General features: G+C 66.4%; 19 protein-coding genes and 1 pseudogene. 17 read left to right on the plus strand and 3 right to left on the minus strand.

What is annotated here, in order from left to right; genetic code table 11:
• The first annotated feature begins 10 nt into the window (after positions 1–10).
• The 13 genes and pseudogenes from ACODRZ_RS03345 to ACODRZ_RS03405 all read left to right on the plus strand — a co-directional run.
• Positions 11–190, plus strand: coding sequence for a hypothetical protein (locus tag ACODRZ_RS03345; protein ID WP_488969447.1), 180 nt, complete (start codon positions 11–13; stop codon positions 188–190).
• A 23-nt stretch (positions 191–213) separates the two neighbouring features.
• Positions 214–501 carry a hypothetical protein gene (locus ACODRZ_RS03350; RefSeq protein WP_488969448.1) on the plus strand — a complete coding sequence of 96 codons (288 nt, stop codon included), beginning with the start codon at positions 214–216 and terminating at the stop codon, positions 499–501.
• Positions 498–677, plus strand: a complete 180-nt coding sequence (locus ACODRZ_RS03355; RefSeq protein ID WP_488969449.1) for a hypothetical protein — start codon at positions 498–500, stop codon at positions 675–677. Before ACODRZ_RS03350 ends, ACODRZ_RS03355 begins: the two co-directional genes overlap by 4 nt.
• A gap of 1 nt (position 678) precedes the next feature.
• Positions 679–915 (plus strand): DUF2312 domain-containing protein, encoded by a 237-nt coding sequence (locus ACODRZ_RS03360; protein WP_488969450.1) that lies wholly within the window; start codon positions 679–681, stop codon positions 913–915.
• A gap of 2 nt (positions 916–917) precedes the next feature.
• On the plus strand, positions 918–1,118 hold the full coding sequence (locus ACODRZ_RS03365) for a hypothetical protein (protein ID WP_488969451.1): 201 nt from the start codon (positions 918–920) through the stop codon (positions 1,116–1,118).
• The gene (locus ACODRZ_RS03370; protein WP_488969452.1) at positions 1,115–1,369 is read left to right on the plus strand and encodes a hypothetical protein; all 255 of its coding nucleotides are present in this window, start codon (positions 1,115–1,117) and stop codon (positions 1,367–1,369) included. The genes ACODRZ_RS03365 and ACODRZ_RS03370 overlap by 4 nt, the downstream gene beginning before the upstream one ends.
• A 1-nt stretch (position 1,370) precedes the next feature.
• Positions 1,371–1,961, plus strand: a complete 591-nt coding sequence (locus ACODRZ_RS03375) for a hypothetical protein (protein ID WP_488969453.1) — start codon at positions 1,371–1,373, stop codon at positions 1,959–1,961.
• Positions 1,958–2,242, plus strand: coding sequence for a hypothetical protein (locus ACODRZ_RS03380; protein WP_488969454.1), 285 nt, complete (start codon positions 1,958–1,960; stop codon positions 2,240–2,242). Before ACODRZ_RS03375 ends, ACODRZ_RS03380 begins: the two co-directional genes overlap by 4 nt.
• A complete protein-coding gene (locus ACODRZ_RS03385; protein ID WP_488969455.1) occupies positions 2,239–2,700 on the plus strand; it encodes a hypothetical protein in 462 nt (153 codons plus the stop codon). Before ACODRZ_RS03380 ends, ACODRZ_RS03385 begins: the two co-directional genes overlap by 4 nt.
• 7 nt (positions 2,701–2,707) lie before the next feature.
• Positions 2,708–3,403 carry a hypothetical protein gene (locus ACODRZ_RS03390; protein WP_488969456.1) on the plus strand — a complete coding sequence of 232 codons (696 nt, stop codon included), beginning with the start codon at positions 2,708–2,710 and terminating at the stop codon, positions 3,401–3,403.
• The gene (locus ACODRZ_RS03395; RefSeq protein WP_488969457.1) at positions 3,400–3,810 is read left to right on the plus strand and encodes a hypothetical protein; all 411 of its coding nucleotides are present in this window, start codon (positions 3,400–3,402) and stop codon (positions 3,808–3,810) included. The genes ACODRZ_RS03390 and ACODRZ_RS03395 overlap by 4 nt, the downstream gene beginning before the upstream one ends.
• 537 nt (positions 3,811–4,347) lie before the next feature.
• Positions 4,348–4,548 (plus strand): helix-turn-helix transcriptional regulator, encoded by a 201-nt coding sequence (locus ACODRZ_RS03400; RefSeq protein WP_488969458.1) that lies wholly within the window; start codon positions 4,348–4,350, stop codon positions 4,546–4,548.
• Between the two features lie 220 nt (positions 4,549–4,768).
• A pseudogene (locus ACODRZ_RS03405) lies at positions 4,769–6,037 on the plus strand (MFS transporter); the annotation flags it as partial.
• A 71-nt stretch (positions 6,038–6,108) separates the two neighbouring features.
• On the opposite strand, the gene ACODRZ_RS03410 reads toward ACODRZ_RS03405, so the two are convergent.
• The 3 genes from ACODRZ_RS03410 to ACODRZ_RS03420 all read right to left on the minus strand — a co-directional run bounded on the left by ACODRZ_RS03410 (position 6,109) and on the right by ACODRZ_RS03420 (position 10,963).
• Complete coding sequence (locus ACODRZ_RS03410) at positions 6,109–7,092, minus strand: phospholipase C/P1 nuclease family protein (protein ID WP_488969459.1); 984 nt, start codon at positions 7,090–7,092, stop codon at positions 6,109–6,111.
• Between the two features lie 201 nt (positions 7,093–7,293).
• Positions 7,294–8,451, minus strand: a complete 1,158-nt coding sequence (locus tag ACODRZ_RS03415; RefSeq protein ID WP_488969460.1) for a YdcF family protein — start codon at positions 8,449–8,451, stop codon at positions 7,294–7,296.
• Between the two features lie 31 nt (positions 8,452–8,482).
• Positions 8,483–10,963: a TonB-dependent receptor gene (locus ACODRZ_RS03420; protein WP_488969461.1), complete on the minus strand. Its 2,481-nt coding sequence runs from the start codon at positions 10,961–10,963 to the stop codon at positions 8,483–8,485.
• A 119-nt stretch (positions 10,964–11,082) separates the two neighbouring features.
• Here ACODRZ_RS03420 and ACODRZ_RS03425 point away from each other — a divergent pair, with 119 nt between their 5' ends.
• The 4 genes from ACODRZ_RS03425 (at position 11,083) to ACODRZ_RS03440 (ending at position 16,622) form a co-directional block, all read left to right on the plus strand.
• A complete protein-coding gene (locus tag ACODRZ_RS03425) occupies positions 11,083–12,195 on the plus strand; it encodes an ROK family protein (protein WP_488969462.1) in 1,113 nt (370 codons plus the stop codon).
• 70 nt (positions 12,196–12,265) lie between these two features.
• Positions 12,266–13,171 (plus strand): LysR family transcriptional regulator, encoded by a 906-nt coding sequence (locus ACODRZ_RS03430; protein ID WP_488969463.1) that lies wholly within the window; start codon positions 12,266–12,268, stop codon positions 13,169–13,171.
• Positions 13,172–13,264: 93 nt separating this feature from the next.
• Positions 13,265–15,247: a TonB-dependent receptor domain-containing protein gene (locus ACODRZ_RS03435; RefSeq protein WP_488969464.1), complete on the plus strand. Its 1,983-nt coding sequence runs from the start codon at positions 13,265–13,267 to the stop codon at positions 15,245–15,247.
• Positions 15,248–15,368: 121 nt separating this feature from the next.
• Positions 15,369–16,622 (plus strand): MFS transporter, encoded by a 1,254-nt coding sequence (locus tag ACODRZ_RS03440; RefSeq protein WP_488969465.1) that lies wholly within the window; start codon positions 15,369–15,371, stop codon positions 16,620–16,622.
• The last annotated feature ends 15 nt before the right edge of the window (positions 16,623–16,637 follow it).

A 16,637-nucleotide genomic window follows, 5' to 3' on the forward strand; every position in this document is an offset into this window, starting at 1 on the left:
GCCCCACATAATGTGCAAGTCTGAACTGCACTCGCTTGAGTGCACCTGTGGCGCGTGCGCGTCTTCCACGCACCGCCGCGCCAAGTCGGACGCCCTGCGCCTCGGCGTGGCTGTCTGCACCCTCGCTTCCATCGTCCTGCTCGCCGTGGCCGCGCGCCTGCAGCTGGACGCCCTCTTCGCCTGGCACTGACCCTTCGCCTGAAAGGCAACCCAATGCGCCTCGTCCACGATTTCGCGCCCGCGCGGCGCCTGCCCCCGCCGATCACTTTCATCTGCCACGGCTGCGAATGCGTCGAACACCGCCGCACCCCCGCGCTGCCGAAGGGCTGGACCACGAAGCAGGTCTGCGCCGATGTGCACGCCTACTGCGCCGACTGCAGTGACGGCATCCCCGTCGAAGTCTTCGCCGCCCAGCTGCGCCGCGATAACATCGTCATCGCCTCGACCCTGCCCATGCTGCTCCTCTGCGGCATCACCGTCTGGACGATGCTGCCGTCATGATCCGGATCGCCGCCCTGATCCGCGAAGGCCGCGACGCCATCATTGCCGAGCAACTGCTCGGCACCGGCCCGGCCACCAATCCCTATGCCCCCACGTCGAAGCGCGGAATCTGGTGGCAGCGCGGCGCCGAACAGGCCCGCCCCGCGATCGACACCCTCATGAAGATAGGAGCCTGAAATGGCCGAAACCACCGACGATCGCCTGCGCCTTCTGCTCGAACGGGTTGAGCGCCTGGAGGAAGAGAAGAAGGGCATCAGCGACGATATCCGCGATGTCTACAACGAGGCCAAGGCGGTCGGCTACGATGTGAAGATCATGCGCGCCATCTACCGCCTGCGGAAGATGAAGCCCGACGATCGCCGCGAAATGGAAATGCTGATCGACACCTACAAGTCGAACCTCGGCATCGACTGACGATGGCCGGTTGCCTGTTCTGCTCTCAGCCTGCCGCCACCGAAGCCGCCCGCACCCTCGGGCAGCGCGGTGTCCAGGCAAGGGCGGAACGGGCCGCGCGTGACCGCAAGAAGGTCCGCGAAATGACCAACCGCCTCCGCGCGGACATGCGCGCCAAGGGGCTCTCCAACCTCCCCGAAATTGACTGGAGCAAGTTCACATGATCGGCACCCCTGCCGCGCTGTTCGAAGCGCACGATCCCGACATGGCCCATCTGCAGGCCGCTCTTCGCATGATCCGCGTCGCACCGAAGTTCGACGCCCCCCGCCTCGCCGCCGCCCACCGCGCGACCGCCCGCTCGGTGACGATGCGCATCCCCACCGAACGCGCCCTCTCGGCCGCCCCCTGCCGCTGCTGCGGCGCACGCGGCGACGTGGGCTGCCGCCACTTCCTCCCCTACCGAAAGGACGCCTGAGATGGTTGTCCAGCGAGATGCGGCGGAGGCCTCAGCAAAAATCGCCGAGGCCTTCATTATCGGCAACGAGCGTGACGAACGCGACAACGCGCGCAACGCGACGGCCAAGCTAATTGCTGCGGCCATCCGCGCCGCATCTTCTACCTCGCACGAGGAGGCAGATGCTGCCAAGTTGGCTAACCTCCTCACGAAAGCGATTGGAGACATTGCCGCCGCCCTGATCTTGGCTGGAAAGGCGGATAAGATCGCGCGCTGGTCAAAACCCTACGTCGAGGCGCTCAACGATTACGATACCAACAGTGAAGTGCCCGTCCCCTTCGATCAGGAGGGGCTGGTGGGCTGGCAGCCGATTGAATCGGCACCAAAGGATGGTTGGCACACACCAATCCTGACATGTCGCGCAGGCGATCCCGTTGAGTGGTTCGGCAACGAGCCAGTCGCTGGCTACGCTGAGCCGCCATCGACGGCGTACTGGAATGACCACGCCGATTGCTGGACCCCGTGCCAGCGTCCGCATGACGTTTGGGAGCCAACGCACTGGATGCCGCTTCACGCTGCCCCCGGTGAAGCGGCTGCGGGGGCGCGGTCATGAGCGCCGAAGAACGCCTCGCTGACTGGCACCCCGCCCGCTTTATCGAACTGGTCGCGCGCTACTCAGAAGAGATCGCGTGGCAGGCCGGTGTCGGCGGCTGCGAAACAGCCGGAGCGCTGATCTCCTACTTGGCCGAGCATCCCGAGGACATCGAGCCCTTCATCAACGGCGGCTTCCGCGAAGTGCCCCTTGCAGACCTCACAAAGCTCGGCCGCCTGTCCTGGCACGCCATCAACGGCACCATTCAACACCCCCCGCGCAAGGAGGCGCAACTGTCATGATCCTGAAAAAGTCCCTGATTGCGGCCGCTGCCGTGCTCACCCTTTCCGCCTGCGGCGATGACAAGTGCGCCACGGCCGAGAACCCGGCCGAGTGCCGCCAGTGGGTCGGCGCAGGCGGCGACGTGAATGATTACCTCGTCGGCGGCATGGCAGGATACCTGATCGGCCGGCACATGGCCGGTGGCCAGCAGCAGCCCTACATCTACCGCGATCCGGGCTATCACGGCTCCTACCGCCCGATGCGCAGCCCCATCGGCTCACGCGATCAGGAGGTACGCCGCCTCGAACGCAAGGTGCAGGCCCAGCGCGCCGAACTGAAACGCCAGCAGGCCGCGAACGCGGACAAGAAGCGCGAGATCAAGGCCCTGCGCCGCAGCTCGTCGTCCTCGTCGACGTGGTCCCGCCTGAAGCCGAGCCGCCCTTCGTGGTCGCGCTCCTACACCCGCCGCCGTCGCTGAGGCGAACGTGGGCCGCGTCCTCATCGGTTGCGAGCGATCCGGCGTTGTCCGGCGTGCCTTTCTGGCCGCCGGACATGATGCCTGGTCCTGCGACACGCAAGCTGCCGACGATGGCAGCAATCGCCATATCCGGGGCGACGTGCGCGACCATCTGGACGACGGCTGGGACTTGCTCGCTGTCATGCACCCGCCCTGCACCGTGCTGTGCAACTCGGGCGCGAAATGGCTCTACATCGGCGGCAAGCGCATCAACGGTCCTGACCCGCAGCGCTGGGCCGAACTGGAACAGGCCGCCGCCTTCTACCGCACCCTGCGCGACGCCACCCAAATCCCGCGCCGCGCGATCGAGAACCCCATCATGCACAATCACGCCATCCGCCTCACCGGGCGCGGCCCGGTGCAGTTCTTCCAGCCGTGGCAGTTTGGAGATCCTTTCTTCAAGGCCACCGGCCTCGAACTGATCAACCTGCCCCGCCTGCGCGACACGAACCGCCTCACGCCCCCCAAGCCCGGCACGGCCGAGCACAAGGCATGGAGCGCCATCCACCGCGCCTCTGGCTGGGGCAAGCACGGCGAAGACCGCGCCCGCCTGCGCAGCCAAACCTTCCCCGGCCCCGCCCTCGCCATGGCGTCCCAGTGGGGCGCCCTCCTCCCCGGCCACGTCGAACCGGAGCAGTTGAACATGTTCGAGCAAGCAGCATGAATAAATCAGGGAAACGGTGCATCGTCTGCGGACGGCCGATCCGTCGTATCGTCACGCATTGGGAAGTCCGAGAGCCGTATCCCGGCCATGCCGCGCTCGATGGAGCCGTCAAGAGCAGAGCGGTCGAGCCTAAGCCGGAAGGGCTGATCGAGCGTGATCGTTGGGTGAAGGCTATCTACACTGTCGCCACGGCTATCGCGCGAAGCGATCTGCAACGGTGGACGAATGAGCAGGTGATCCACCATCGCAAGGGATCGGACGGCTCGATCCGGACCTTCTCAACGTGGGACGGCGAGAGCTACACCAACGACTATTTTTGCCGTGATGCCTGCGCGATCGCGCAGGGATATGCAGCGGCGCACCATGGCCATCGCTTCGTCTGGGCCAACAAGGCCGGACAGGAATGAGCAACGCCGTACCGGTAGCGAAATGCCACATCTGCTGGGACACCGGCTTCTGGGATTACGCCTCGTTCCGCATCGATCCGTGCCCTTGCCGATCGTCGGCGAACGCGATGCCGATGCACGTTGATCGTCGCCCGGTTGTGAACCGGCATCGCCACAACCTCATCACCATTCACAAGTCCAAAAAGGCCTTAAGGCTCATGCCCTTGACTTCCACCAGACTGACGCCGAAGGTGCGCTCAGTCGTTACGAAAAAGGTAGCGATGCGGATTAGCAGCCGCTATGAAAGTAGCCGTCCGGCGCGCCCCGTTCTGCGGAGCGCGTTTTTCTATGGTCGGGCGCACTGGGAGGCTTTCGGGCCTGCCGGGAATGGCTTCTTTCACCGGTCTGCTAACCCGGTGTTGCCCGACCTCCAGAATAGCAGCTGGTCGAAGGGCGTTCTCGCAAGGACGAAGCCCCTTGACCCGATTGCCTTTCTCTCTGGCCCCGCGCCGACTTCACACCAGCAGACCCGCCTCGCGCCCCTTCGGGGAGACGCGCGTGTCTAACGTGATCGTCGGCCGCTACATGAGCATTGGCGACGTTGTCGCCGAAACCTCCCTGTCGCGCGCAACTGTGTACCGGCTCATCAAGAAGGGCCGGTTCCCGAACCGTGTCCAGCTCAGCGAAAACCGCGTCGCGTGGTGCGGTGATGCCGTCCAGGCATGGAAATCCCAGCGCATCGCCAGCCCCCCGATCTAGACCGGGGTGGGGGTATCCGTGGGGGTATCAATCAATTCAAGTTTCAGAATTAGCGATGTAATATAGAGGGTTAGCTGTGGGTTCCTTCTCCTCGCGGGGCATCCAATCTCTCCCACATCGCCGGCATCTCTCCGTATTGTTACGGGTCGAATGTGCATTGTCGCATGGCGGTCATGATCCGTCGCTAGCGGCCGGTCCCATGCTCAACCAAGGCCGCACCATGGCCGTGATCGCGCGCGAGGCGCGGCTGTTCGCCTATTCCTCCGGGAATTTCGGCAAGGCGCTCGTCTTCGCCGGGGCGGACATGACCATCCTGTTCCTGCTGACGGACCTCCTGGGGCTTTCCGCCACGGCGGCGGGGTCGCTGATGCTGGTGGCGCTGGCGGGCGACCTGGTGTTCGATCTCGTCGCGGCGGCGCTGGTCATCCGGTTGCGACGCAAGGGACGCGGCTATCGCTGGCTGGTCGCCACCGGGGCCGTGCCTTGCGGCATGGCCTTCGCGATGCTCTATGCCATGCCCGCCTCGGGCCTGCGCGAAGGCTGGCTGCTGGCGGCAGCGATGCTGGTGTTTCGCGGCGCCTATGCTGTGATCGACGTTCCCCACAACGCCCTCATGGCGCAGATGACCAGCGACAGCCGCGCGCGCGGGCGAGTGTCCGGCTATCGCCTGCTGTTCAGCACCGCGAGCGCGCTGTGCGTGGCCATGGTCCTCACCCCGCTGGTCCAGCGGGCAGCGCACGGCGGCGCCTTCGGCGCGCTGGCGGTAACCGGTGCAGCCGCCGCGGGGCTCTTCGCGCTGACCATGATCCTCTGCGTCGCGACATCGGGGCGACAGGCGGGGAACTCGATGGATGCGTCGGTGCATTCCGGGCAGGACGGCATTCGCGTGCCGCTGCACGATCCGCTGGTGGTGGGCATGGGCCTGCTGGCGCTCGTCACCGGGTTCGCGATGCCCACATTCGGACGGATGATCATTTATACCGGGACTTACGTGGTCGAGCGGCCGGCCATGGTCGGCACGCTGCTGCTGGCGATGACCTGCGGCCAGTTCGCCGGAGTGCTGTTCTGGACCACCCTGACCGGGCGGTTCGAACAGGCGCGGCTGCTGGCCATGGGCCATGGCGTCAGTGCTCTGGGAATCGTCCTGTTCGGGCTCAACCTCGGCCGGCCCGAAGCCCTGCTGCCTTGCGCGGCAGTGATCGGCTTCGGCCTTGCCTCGGTCTTCATGCTGCCCTGGGGGCTGCTGGCCAACGCCGTCGACTTCGTGGCCCTGCGTCATGGGCGGCGCCTGGAAACGGGACTTTTCGCCTTCTACCTCGTTGCGGTGAAAGCGAGCGGAGCGGCGGCGACCGCGCTGATCGGGTGGTCGCTGGGCTGGCTCGGCTACGTCCCCGGCCGACATCAGGCGCCGGGGGTGGAAGCCGGCATGATGGCGCTGGGGCTGGGCCTGCCGCTGGCGGGCTCGCTCTGTGCGATCATGCTGCTCCGACGCTTCGAGATCGGCCACGCGCGGCACGCAAGGGTGCGCGCCGCGCTGGATCGCCGCGCCCGGTCGTGGGTTCAGTCCGGCGCCGAGCCGGTTTCCGGATTGAACTTCGGGTTGGCGAAGTCGATCGGCGAGGGATCGACCGTGGCAGGCGGCGTGGCGCTTTCGGCCCAGGCGCGGCAGAGCATGTCGCGCAGCATGGCGGCGCCCGCCGCCGTGCGTTCATAGACCATCTCCCGCACGTCCTTGTCGGCGAAGTTGGCGAAACGATCGCGCTGCTCCAGCGCGAAGACCTCCCCCACCTTGTCCCCCGAGTGGTCGAGATAGGCGAGCACCGCGTCGAACATGTCGCCCTGCGTGTGTCCGGGCTTGCCGATGCGCGGGGCGATGTCGGCGACGGTCAGCTTCATGCCGTCGACGAACTGGCTCTCGAAGCGGCCGTGAACGGTGCGGTCGGTGGTGTAGCCATGCGGGTTCGGGCCGCGCCAGCCGTCGCTGCTGACGGAATCGTGCATCGGATTGGCGCCGTCGCCGATGTAGTGGCCGAGGCGGATGACGTCGAATGCGCAGTTCTGTTCGGCCACCAAGGCGTCCTTGCCTTCGGCGTTGGCGGCGCGGATGCGGCGCATGCACACGACGATGCGATCGTAGGCCTCGATCGCGGCATAGGGCAAGGTGCCGGTCCAGCGCACGTTGGTGCGCGCGGCGGTAGCGGGATCGCTGTCCTTGATCTTCTCGTACTGCTTGTAGAGCGCGATCACGAATTCGTAGCGCGAGCGGGGAATGGGCTTCAGGAACGTGAACTGTTCGCGGAACCAGCCGTGGTTGGGGTCTTCCTCGATCTTGGAGAAGTTCTCCGAGTTACCGCGCCAGCTGTCAGGCAGGAGCGAGGAGGCGCCGATATAGTCTTCGTACTTGCGCAGGAACACCGGGCCGTCCTCTGGGATGGCCTCGATCGCGGCGCGGTCGATGACGGTGTGGGCAGTGCCGCCCCAGGCCAGCGCGGCAGTGGGACTGAGGCTCAGCGCGGCGATGGTGGCAAGGAGGATGTGGCGCATGGGGGCTCCAGTTCTGGCGCAAGTAACTTGTTAGGTCCCTTCGTCACCCTGAACTTGTTTCAGGGTCCATCTGGCTGAGAGCGCAGTGCTTTAAACAGCCGACCGCAAGTGCAGTTGGCGACACTACGGTCCCGATCAAACCGAGGGATGGATCCTGAAACAAGTTCAGGATGACGGGGGAATGACGAGAGGTCTCCCCTCTCACGGATCCAGCGGATCGCGCGGATCGACCCGCGCCGAGAGGGCGGACGGGCGGAATTCCAGCTCGGTCGGCGAAACGCGCGCGCCGATCTCGCCGGGCTGGTAGCCCAGTTCGCGGTTGTTGCGCGCCGCAAATTCGGGGTTCTCGATCATCGCGCTCTGGTCCGGGTTGCAGACGATCAGCGTATCCTTGTCGAGCGGGGCGCCCATGGCCATCAGCAGGCGCGAGGCATTGCGCAAGTTGGTGGTGGTGTGGCGCGCATGCGGTTCGATGACGATGGCCTCGGCGGGGACGCCGTAGCGCTCGATCAGGGCGCGGCGCATTTCCTCGGCTTCGGCGAAGGCGGTGGCGCGCGGGTGGGCATGGCCACCGGTGAGGATCAGGAACGGCGCGTCGCCTGCCGCGAAGCGCTGGGCGGCAAGGCGCACGTGGTACTTGCCGTAAGGGCTGAGCGGCATGCCATCGACCTCAGGCCCGACGCCGGTGACGATCAATGCGCTGTAGCGGTAGCGCTTCCAGTCGAGGCCCTTGGCGCGCCTGAAGGCCGGGGCATTGAGGCCGCCGGTGAGCGGCTCGTAGCTGATGGCATCGCCGCGGTCGGCGGCGTCGAGCAGCGCCAGCGCATAGTCCAGGCTGGGATCGAGCGCCTGCACCGAATTCGCGCGCACCGTCTGCGACAGCCATGTCGCCGCCTGCAGGCGCGAGCGCGCTTCCTGCGGGTCGAGCATGCCAGCGCCATCGATGCCGGGATAGGAGGGAACCTGCCCCAGCCCATACGTGCGCACGATCGTGTTGATGCCCGCGATCTCGCGCGCGGCCTGCGCGGCGGGGCCATCGTCGGCAGCCTTACCCGAGGCGGCCGAGGCGAGGACTTTGGCCTCTCCGTCAGTCCAGACCATCGCCTGCGCCACGCAGCCGAGGTCGGTGCCGCAGGCCGCGCGCCGGTCGAACCGGGCGCGCAGCATGGCAGCGACTTCGGGGCGAGCCTGCAGCGCGTTGAGCGCCGCAGGATCGCGGCCCAGCGCGTCGAACAACGGGAACAACCGCTGCGACAGGCTCTCCGCCACCGTGTCCCTGACGGCCTGCGCCCTAGCACCTTGTGCAGATGCGCAGACCGTCGTGAGCGAGAGTGCCGCAGCAACGGCAACCGCTGCCATGCGCGCCGGACCTTTCCGCATTACCCCGCCCTTACCAGGACTTGCCGATGACGAGGCGGAAGTTGCGGCCGAAGATCGGACGCCCGTAGATCGCCTCGGCGCTGCCTTGCCCTGCCAGCGAGTCGGTGCGGGTGTTGCCTTCGGTCAGGCCGTGGGCGTTGAACAGGTTGTCGCCGACGACCTGCAGCTGCCACGTGCCGTGCTTCACCGTCACGCCCGCGCCCACGGTGCCGTAAGCGGGCAGCGCGGTGTTGTTGTAGAGGTCGACGAAGCGCTTGCCCATGTAAGTGTAGCGGCCATAGATCGACACGTCGGTATCGCCGGTGGTGAAGTCGAAGCTCGGACGGATGTTGCCGTAGACCTTCGGCTGGCGGACGATCTGGTTGCCCTCGGCCTGCTCCGGGTCGGCGCCGGTGCTGCTCTGGAAGTTCTTGTACTTCGGATCGCTGACCGTCAGCGCGCCGTTGAGGGTGAACCACGGGGTCACGCTCCAGGCGCCGTCGAACTCGACGCCCTTGACCTGCGCCTCGCCGATGAAGGGCACGTTCACGTCGTTGCGGCCGGTGGTCGGATCGTAGGCGAGGAACGAGGCGTTGAGCGGGTCGAAGTTGGTGTAGAAGCCCGTTACGTAGAGGTACGAGCGGCCCATCGACAGCTTCAGGCCCGCCTCGAACTGGTCGGCGACGGTGGTGATGATCGTCGGGTTGATGCTCATCACGGTCTGGACGTTGGGCGGCGTCTCGAGGTGCGAGGCGCGGCCGTAGACGCCGATGTGGCTGGAGAAGTCGTAGTTCGCGCCGATCGTCCAGTTGGTGACGTTGGGCTTGAGCTTCTGGTTCAGGATCACGCCGGTGAAGGCGCGGGTGCTGTCGTCGGCCAGCGTGGTGGCATCGCCCAGGTTGGCGGCTTCGGTCAGCGCGGCCCAGCCCTTGTAACTGTAGCGTTCGTGGCGGATGCCGCCGTCGATGCGCAGGCCGGGGACGATTTCCCAGGTGTCGTTGGCGTAGAGCGCAAACATCTTGGCGTCGGAGTCGCCCTGGTTGAGCGTCGCGGCATAGTTCAGCACGCCGTTGTCGGTGACGCGGCCGATCTCGGTGCCCGCTGCGTTGTAGGCGACGAGGTCGAGCGTGCGGGGCTTGCCCGAAACCTCGATCAGGTAGTTCTGGTAGAGCGTGCGGCTGTCCTCGCCATAGAGGCTGCCGTAAACGCCCAGCTTGATGTCGTGGGTGCCGAAGCCGGTCTCGAACTTCTTGGCGACCGAGAGGTTGGCCTGGCCCGAGTAGAACTTCGAGTGGATGTCGCGGTACTGGCCCTGCATCACGAGGCCCGAGGCCGCATAAGGATCATAGACGGTGTTGGTCCCCGCCAGCGTGTAGCCGAAGTGGTCGACCGCGCCGAACGTTGTGGTGGCGCGGGCGAGGTAGCCTGCCGCGAAGGCGTTGCCGTCGGCCGGGTTGGTGGTCGAGTAGAACGCGGTGAAGTCGTTCTTGCCCTGCGTGTACCCCGCAGCAGCAGTGACCAGCCAGCCGTCGAAGTCGCCTTCGTAATGCGCGCCGAAGTTCACCATCTGCATGTGGCGACCGTCCGACAGGTCCGAATTGCGGCTCTGCACGACCCCGTTGCCGTCACGGTACTTCAGGTTGACGTTGCGGAAGGCGGGCGAGTTCATCGTGCCGTCGAAGTAGTCGATGTACTGGTTCAGCGACGCGCCGGTCAGCGGATTGTTGGTCGGGATCGGCAGATAGAACGTGTTGTGATCATTGACGTAGTTGAAGTTCAGCTTGATGAACCCGTTGTCGGTCACATGCTTGATGTTGGCGCGGATCTGGCCGCCCTTGTCGTTGGGGAAGCCGTTGTCGCGGTAGCCGTCGTGATAGCGCATGAAGCCGCCGACCGCGTAGTAGGTGTCCTTGGCCAGCTTGCCCGCCTGATAGGCGTCGAGGCGGTAGAGGCCGGTATCGCCCAGCGTCACTTGCGCCTTGCCGCGCGCTTCCTCGCTGCCGGTCACGGTGATCGCGTTGATGATCGCGCCCGAATAGCTGGCGTAGACCGGGGCCGGACCGCCGCGCACGACTTCGACGTGGTCGGTCATCAGGTCCTGCTTGAGGATCGCGTCGCCGCGGAAGAACACGCCGTCGTTCTCGTGGAACAGCGGCAGGCCGTCCTGCTGGAAGCTCACGAAGCCGCCATCGTTGGGCAGGCCGCGGATGCGGTAGATGTTCTGCACTTCACCGCCGGTGATCTCGGTCTGGAAGCCGGGAAGCTGGCCGATGAGGTCCGCGAAGTTGACCGGCGCGATCTTCTCGAAATCTTCCTGCGAGATCGTGTTGACCGCGTAGGACACGTCGAAGCGGCGCTCGGCGCGGGTCGAGCCGGTGACGATGATGTCGTCGCCGGTCGATTCGTTCGAAGCGGCGGACGCGGCAGCGGGCGCCTCGTCGGCGTAGGCGGGCGTGAAGGCGGTGGCGAGCGCGGCAAACGCCGCGCCGGTGGCGAGAACGGACTTGAGCATGACGGCCCCTCATGAATCTGGGTCGCCGGGGAGGCGGCGACGGGGGCGCTCTGGACGCGGTGTGTGACGTTTTTAATTATTGTTGTGAAAATAAATAAAACACCATACGACGCCCTGCCATGGCCACTCCCGCATTCGACAAGGACCAGCGGCGCATCATCCATGAGCTGCGCAAGGCCGGCGCACTGTCGCGCTCGGCGCTGGCGGAGAGGCTGGAGATCAGCCACACCGCCCTCACCCGCATCTCGCGCGAACTGTTGACACTCGGCGTCGTCGAGGAAGTGACCGAGGGCGGCGCGCAGGGACGCGGACGCCCGGCGATCCCGCTGCGGCTGGCGTCGAAGGGCGGCTATGCGGTGGGCGCCACGGCGCACAAGGGGCTGCTCGACATCGCCATCGTCGATTTCGCGGGCCAGACCATCGCCACGCACCGCGAGGACAGCAAGCCGATCGACCCCCGCCAGTTCGCCCAGCGCGTCCGCCGCGTGACGCACGACCTTGTCGACCGGCACGGACTGCTCGGCCAGCGCATGCTCGGCATCGGCGTGGCGGTGCCCGGCCCGGCTCTGTCTCTGGAGGGCGAACGGTGGAGCGTGGTCGAGGACATGCCCGGCTGGCGCGGCGCCCCCTTGCGAGAGATCCTGAGCGCCGAACTCGGCTGGCCGCTGTGGCTGGAGAACGACGCCAACGTCGCCGCCATCGCCGAATTCTACATGGGCGGCCTGCTGCGCGAATTCTCGACCGTGGTGGTGCTGCTGCTTGGCTATGGGATCGGCGCCGGGGTCATCGTCGACGGACGGCTGGTGCGCGGCCAGTTCGGCGTGGCCGGGGAAGTCGGCTGCCTGTTTCCCGGCGACCGCCCGCGTCCCAGCCCGCTCGACCTGCTCTCCACCTTGCGCGGCAGCGGCTGCGATCTCACGTCCGTAAGCGAGATCGACCTGGCCTCCGACGCCCAGCGTCCGGCGATCGAGCAATGGATGGACCGGGCAGCGCGGCAGTTGGAGGTTGTCGCCGACACCGCCTTCGCGTGGCTCGACCCCGGCGCGATCGTGCTGGCGGGCGCGGTTCCCGGTGACGTGCTGGAAGGCCTTGTCTCCCGCCTGCGCGCCGCTTCACTGGTGACGACGGTGGATGGCCGCGGTCCACCGGTGCGCGTCTCGGACCTTCGTGGTTCGCCGGTCACGCTGGGCGCCGCCCTGCTGCCCATCCATGCGATCTCCGCCCAGAGCTGAACGGCAACGTTTTGTAAGAATAGGATCGTGGCGCAAATCGCGTATTTTCGCTAATGCGACGCTCTCGCACATGATCACGTCCCTCTCGCCCAACCTCCTGCTCGTCCTGGCGATGCTGCTGAAGACCAAGAGCGTCGGCAACACGGCGGTGATGCTCGGCATCAGCCAGCCAAGCGTCAGCCGATCCCTTGCCAAGCTGCGCGATGCGCTGGGCGATCCGCTGCTCGTGCGGTCGGGTGCCGGGATGATCCGCACCCGGCGCGGCGACGAACTGGTCGGCCGGCTGACCGACTGGGTCGCCGAAACCTCCAGCCTCCTCGTCGAGAACCGCTTCGAGCCGGAGAGCGTGGAGCGCCGCTTCCGCATCGCATCGACCGATTTCGGCGTGCTGGCAGTCGTGCTCCCCGCCCTTCCCCGCCTGCGCGCGATCGCGCCCGGGATCGCTATCGACGTGCTGCCGCTGGGTCATGCCACGCACCGTTCGCTGGCGCAGGGCGACATCGACCTTGCCATTTCGGGGCTTGAGCACGACCCTTCGCAACTTCACCGCCTGCATCTGTTCAGCGACCGCTTCCTATGCGTGACCCGGCCCGACCATCCGCTAGCGGGCGAGGGGGAAGTGCCGATCGAGGAATTCCTCGACCACGATCACCTTGGCCTGACGGTCAGCGATGCGGAGCTGGATCGGGTAACGACGCTGCTGGGCACCGGATCGCGCAAGGTCGTCGCCAGCGTCCCTTACTTCAGCCTCGCACCCGACCTGCTGCTCGCGGGGGACCTCGTCATGGCCGTGCCCTCACGGCTCATGCGCGGCTGCACGCACGACCTTGCCGCCCGTCCGGCCCCCGGCGCGATCGGTGAACTGGACTACTGGCTGCTGTGGCACGAGCGTAGCCAACGTGACCCGGCCGCCGTGTGGCTGCGCGACCGGCTGCTCGAAAGTTGCCGTGAGTATGGGGCAGCTGCTCCCGAATGATCGCTATCCGATATTGAGTGTTGGCCCGCCGGGCGCTCCCCGCCAATGGCGCTAATGCAATAAATTCGCATTAGCATACGTCTAGGGGGTATCGTGATCTACAAGTCCAGGCTGCGCAGCGGCGCGGCAGCGCTGACGCTCGCCACCGCACTTTACACCGTCCCGGCGCTCGCTGCCGATGACGCGGACGGTGCCACTGCCGCCTCCACCATCGTCGTCACCGCCACCAGCCGCGAGCAGGAGGTGAAGGACGCCCCCGCTTCTATCAGCGTCATCACCCGCGAGGATCTGGAACGCCTGCCCTACCGCGAGGTGACCGACGCACTGATGGAGATTCCCGGCGTCACCGTCACTCCCGGCGAGGGCAACAGCCGCGACATCTCGATCCGCGGCATGTCGCCGCAGTACACGCTGATCCTCGTCGACGGAAAGCGGCTGAGCAGCCGCGAGACGCGCACCAACGGCGGCAATACCTCGGAAGGCGGCCTGCTGCCTCCGCTGGAATCGATCGAGCGCATCGAAGTCGTGCGCGGCCCGATGTCCTCGCTTTACGGTTCCGACGCGATGGGCGGCGTGGTCAACGTTATCACCCGTCGCATCGCCTCCAGCTGGCGTGGCAGCGTGCGCATGAACGGCACGATGCAGCTCGGCGACGACTACGGCAATTTCTACGACGCCAACTTCTACCTTTCCGGCCCGATCACCAGGGGCATCGGCCTTCAGGTGCAGGGATCGCTGAACCGCCGCAACGAGGACCACGTCGTCGGCGGCACCCCAGAGCGCAAGGACGAGAGCCTGGCCGGCAAGATCGGCTTCTCCGCCGGACCGAACCACGACTTCATCGTCGAGGGCGGCTTCTACAGCCAGAAAGTGACCGCAACCGCAGGCAAGACCGTGGAAGTGACCGCCACGGTCCCCGAAGGCACGCTCGATACGCAGACCCAGGAGCGCTATGTCGCCGCCCTGACGCACTCGGGCCGCTGGGGCTTCGCGAACTCGGAAAGCTACGTGCAGTACGAGGACGCCAAGAACCTCGAGACGACCAAGCGGATCAAGAATACCGTCGCCCAGTCGATCTGGTCGGTGCCGCTGCCGTCGAACATGCTCAGCATCGGCGGCTTCTTCCGCAACGAGGATCTCATCGACACCGTCGGCAACCTGCTGAACGGATCGACCCGCACCGGCGCCAGCCGCACCAACTGGGCGCTGTTCGCCGAGAACGAACTGTCGATCCTGGATACCCTGCGCCTGACCGGCGGCATCCGCATGGACAACGACGAGCAGTACGGCGTCCACTGGACACCCCGCGCCTACCTGGTGTGGAACACGACCGATCGCCTGACGCTGAAGGGCGGCTATTCCAAGGGCTTCCGCGCTCCGAACCTGCGCCAGACCCTGTCCGACTGGGGCCAGTCCAGTCGTGGCGGCACGATCTACGGCAACCCCGACCTCGAAGCCGAGACCTCCCGCACGATCGAGGCCGTGGCGATGTATGAAGGCAAGGGCTTCCAGGCCAGCCTGACCGCCTATGATACCCGCTTCAACGACAAGATCACCCGCGTCACCTGCGAATCCGCCGGCGCATGGTGCATCGATGAGCCGCTCAGCTCGATCGGCCGCCCCCCGACGACTTACGTGAACGTCGACAAGGCGAAGGTGCGCGGCATCGAGGCGACGATCGACCTCAACCTAACCCGCACGCTACGCTTCAATGCGACCGGCACCCTGACGGACTCCGAGCAGCTGACCGGCACCAGCGCGGGCATGGCCCTGAACGACACGCCCAAGCAGCAGGCGAGCGCCTCGCTCAACTGGAAGCCCGACAATCGCCTCTCGCTCTACGCCCGCGCCGTCTATCGCGGCGAGGAGGCAGTGACCGAGGCGCAGATCAGCGGCAACAACCTCGTGGTCGAATCCTATACCACGGTCGATCTGGGCGGATCGTACAAGCTCTCGCGCGGGTTCATCTTCAATGCCGGCGTGCAGAACCTGTTCGACAAGCGCCTGAATTATGACGAGGCCGGCTACATGATCGACCCGGCCCGCATCTGGATGGGCGTGACCGCACGGTTCTGAGCTTGTTCGTGTGGGAGCGCGCCCGCCAGCGCCTCCCACGCGGGCATCCCATGCAAGCCTCTCGTCATCGGCGCTTACTCCCGCTAGGGGATACCGCCGAGCGAGGGGAGCACCACGAAGCATGAACGTCTACCGCCAGAACGCCCGCGTGCTGACCGCGAGCCTCGTGGGCACCGCCGTCGAGTTCTACGACTTCTATATCTACGCGACCGCCGCCGCGCTCGTCTTCGGGCCGCTGTTCTTCCCGGCCGAGTCCGCGACCGTCCAGCACCTTGCCGCTTATGCCAGCTTCGCCATCGCCTTCATCGCAAGGCCGGTGGGCGCGACGCTGTTCGGGCACTTCGGCGACCGGGTGGGCCGCAAGTCCACCCTCGTCGCCTCGCTGCTCTTGATGGGCGGCGCGACGGTGCTGATCGGCGTGCTGCCGACATACGAGAGCGCAGGCTGGATCGCGCCTGCCCTGCTGTGCCTTATGCGCTTCTGCCAGGGCCTCGGCCTTGGCGGCGAGTGGGGCGGCGCCGCGCTGCTGGCGGTGGAAAGCGCGCCCAAGGGCTACGAGGCACGCTTCGGCATGTTCCCGCAGCTGGGCGCGCCGGTCGGCTTCTTCGCGGCGAACGGGCTGTTCCTCGTGATCAGCACCGTGCTGAGCGACGCGCAGTTCGCCGCCTGGGGCTGGCGCATCCCGTTCCTGCTGAGCGCGGTCCTCGTCGGCCTTGGCCTGTGGATCCGCTTCCGTCTTGCCGAGAGCCCGGTCTTCGCCAGGGAGGACGACCAGCACCGCGCCATCCCCGTGGTCGAACTTTTCCGCACCCACATGCGCGAGACGGTGGCGGGCACTTTCGCGGTGATCGCCTGCTTCGCGCTCTATTACCTCGCGACCACCTTCGCGCTGGGTTACGGCACTGCAACGCTGGGCTTCGGTCGCCAGCAGTTCCTCGGCGTGCAGCTGTTCGCGATCCTGTTCATGGCGGTGGGCATCGTCGTCGCGGGCTATGCGGCCGATCGGCGCTCCTCCCGCTCGGTGCTGATGTTCGGGTGCTTCTGCGCGGTGGTGCTGGGCACGGTGATGGGGCTGATGTTCTCGACCGGATCGCTGTTCGTGATCGGCCTGTTCCTGTGCGTCGCACTGTTCACCATGGGCCTCGTCTACGGGCCGATCGCCGAGCTGCTGCCCCGTTTGTTCAAGGCACGGGTGCGCTACACCGGCGCCTCGATCGCCTTCAACGTCGGCGGCATCGTCGGCGGCGGCTTCGCGCCTGCCGTGGCGCAGGGGCTGGCCGACAGCGGCGGCGTGCTGTTCGTCGGGCTCTACATTTCCGGCGCGGCGCTGCTCAGCCTGTTCGGGTTGATGGCGGTACGGGCCGAGCAGGTTTGAGCCGATAATTCCTCC

The organism is Novosphingobium sp. FG90, from assembly GCF_057808725.1.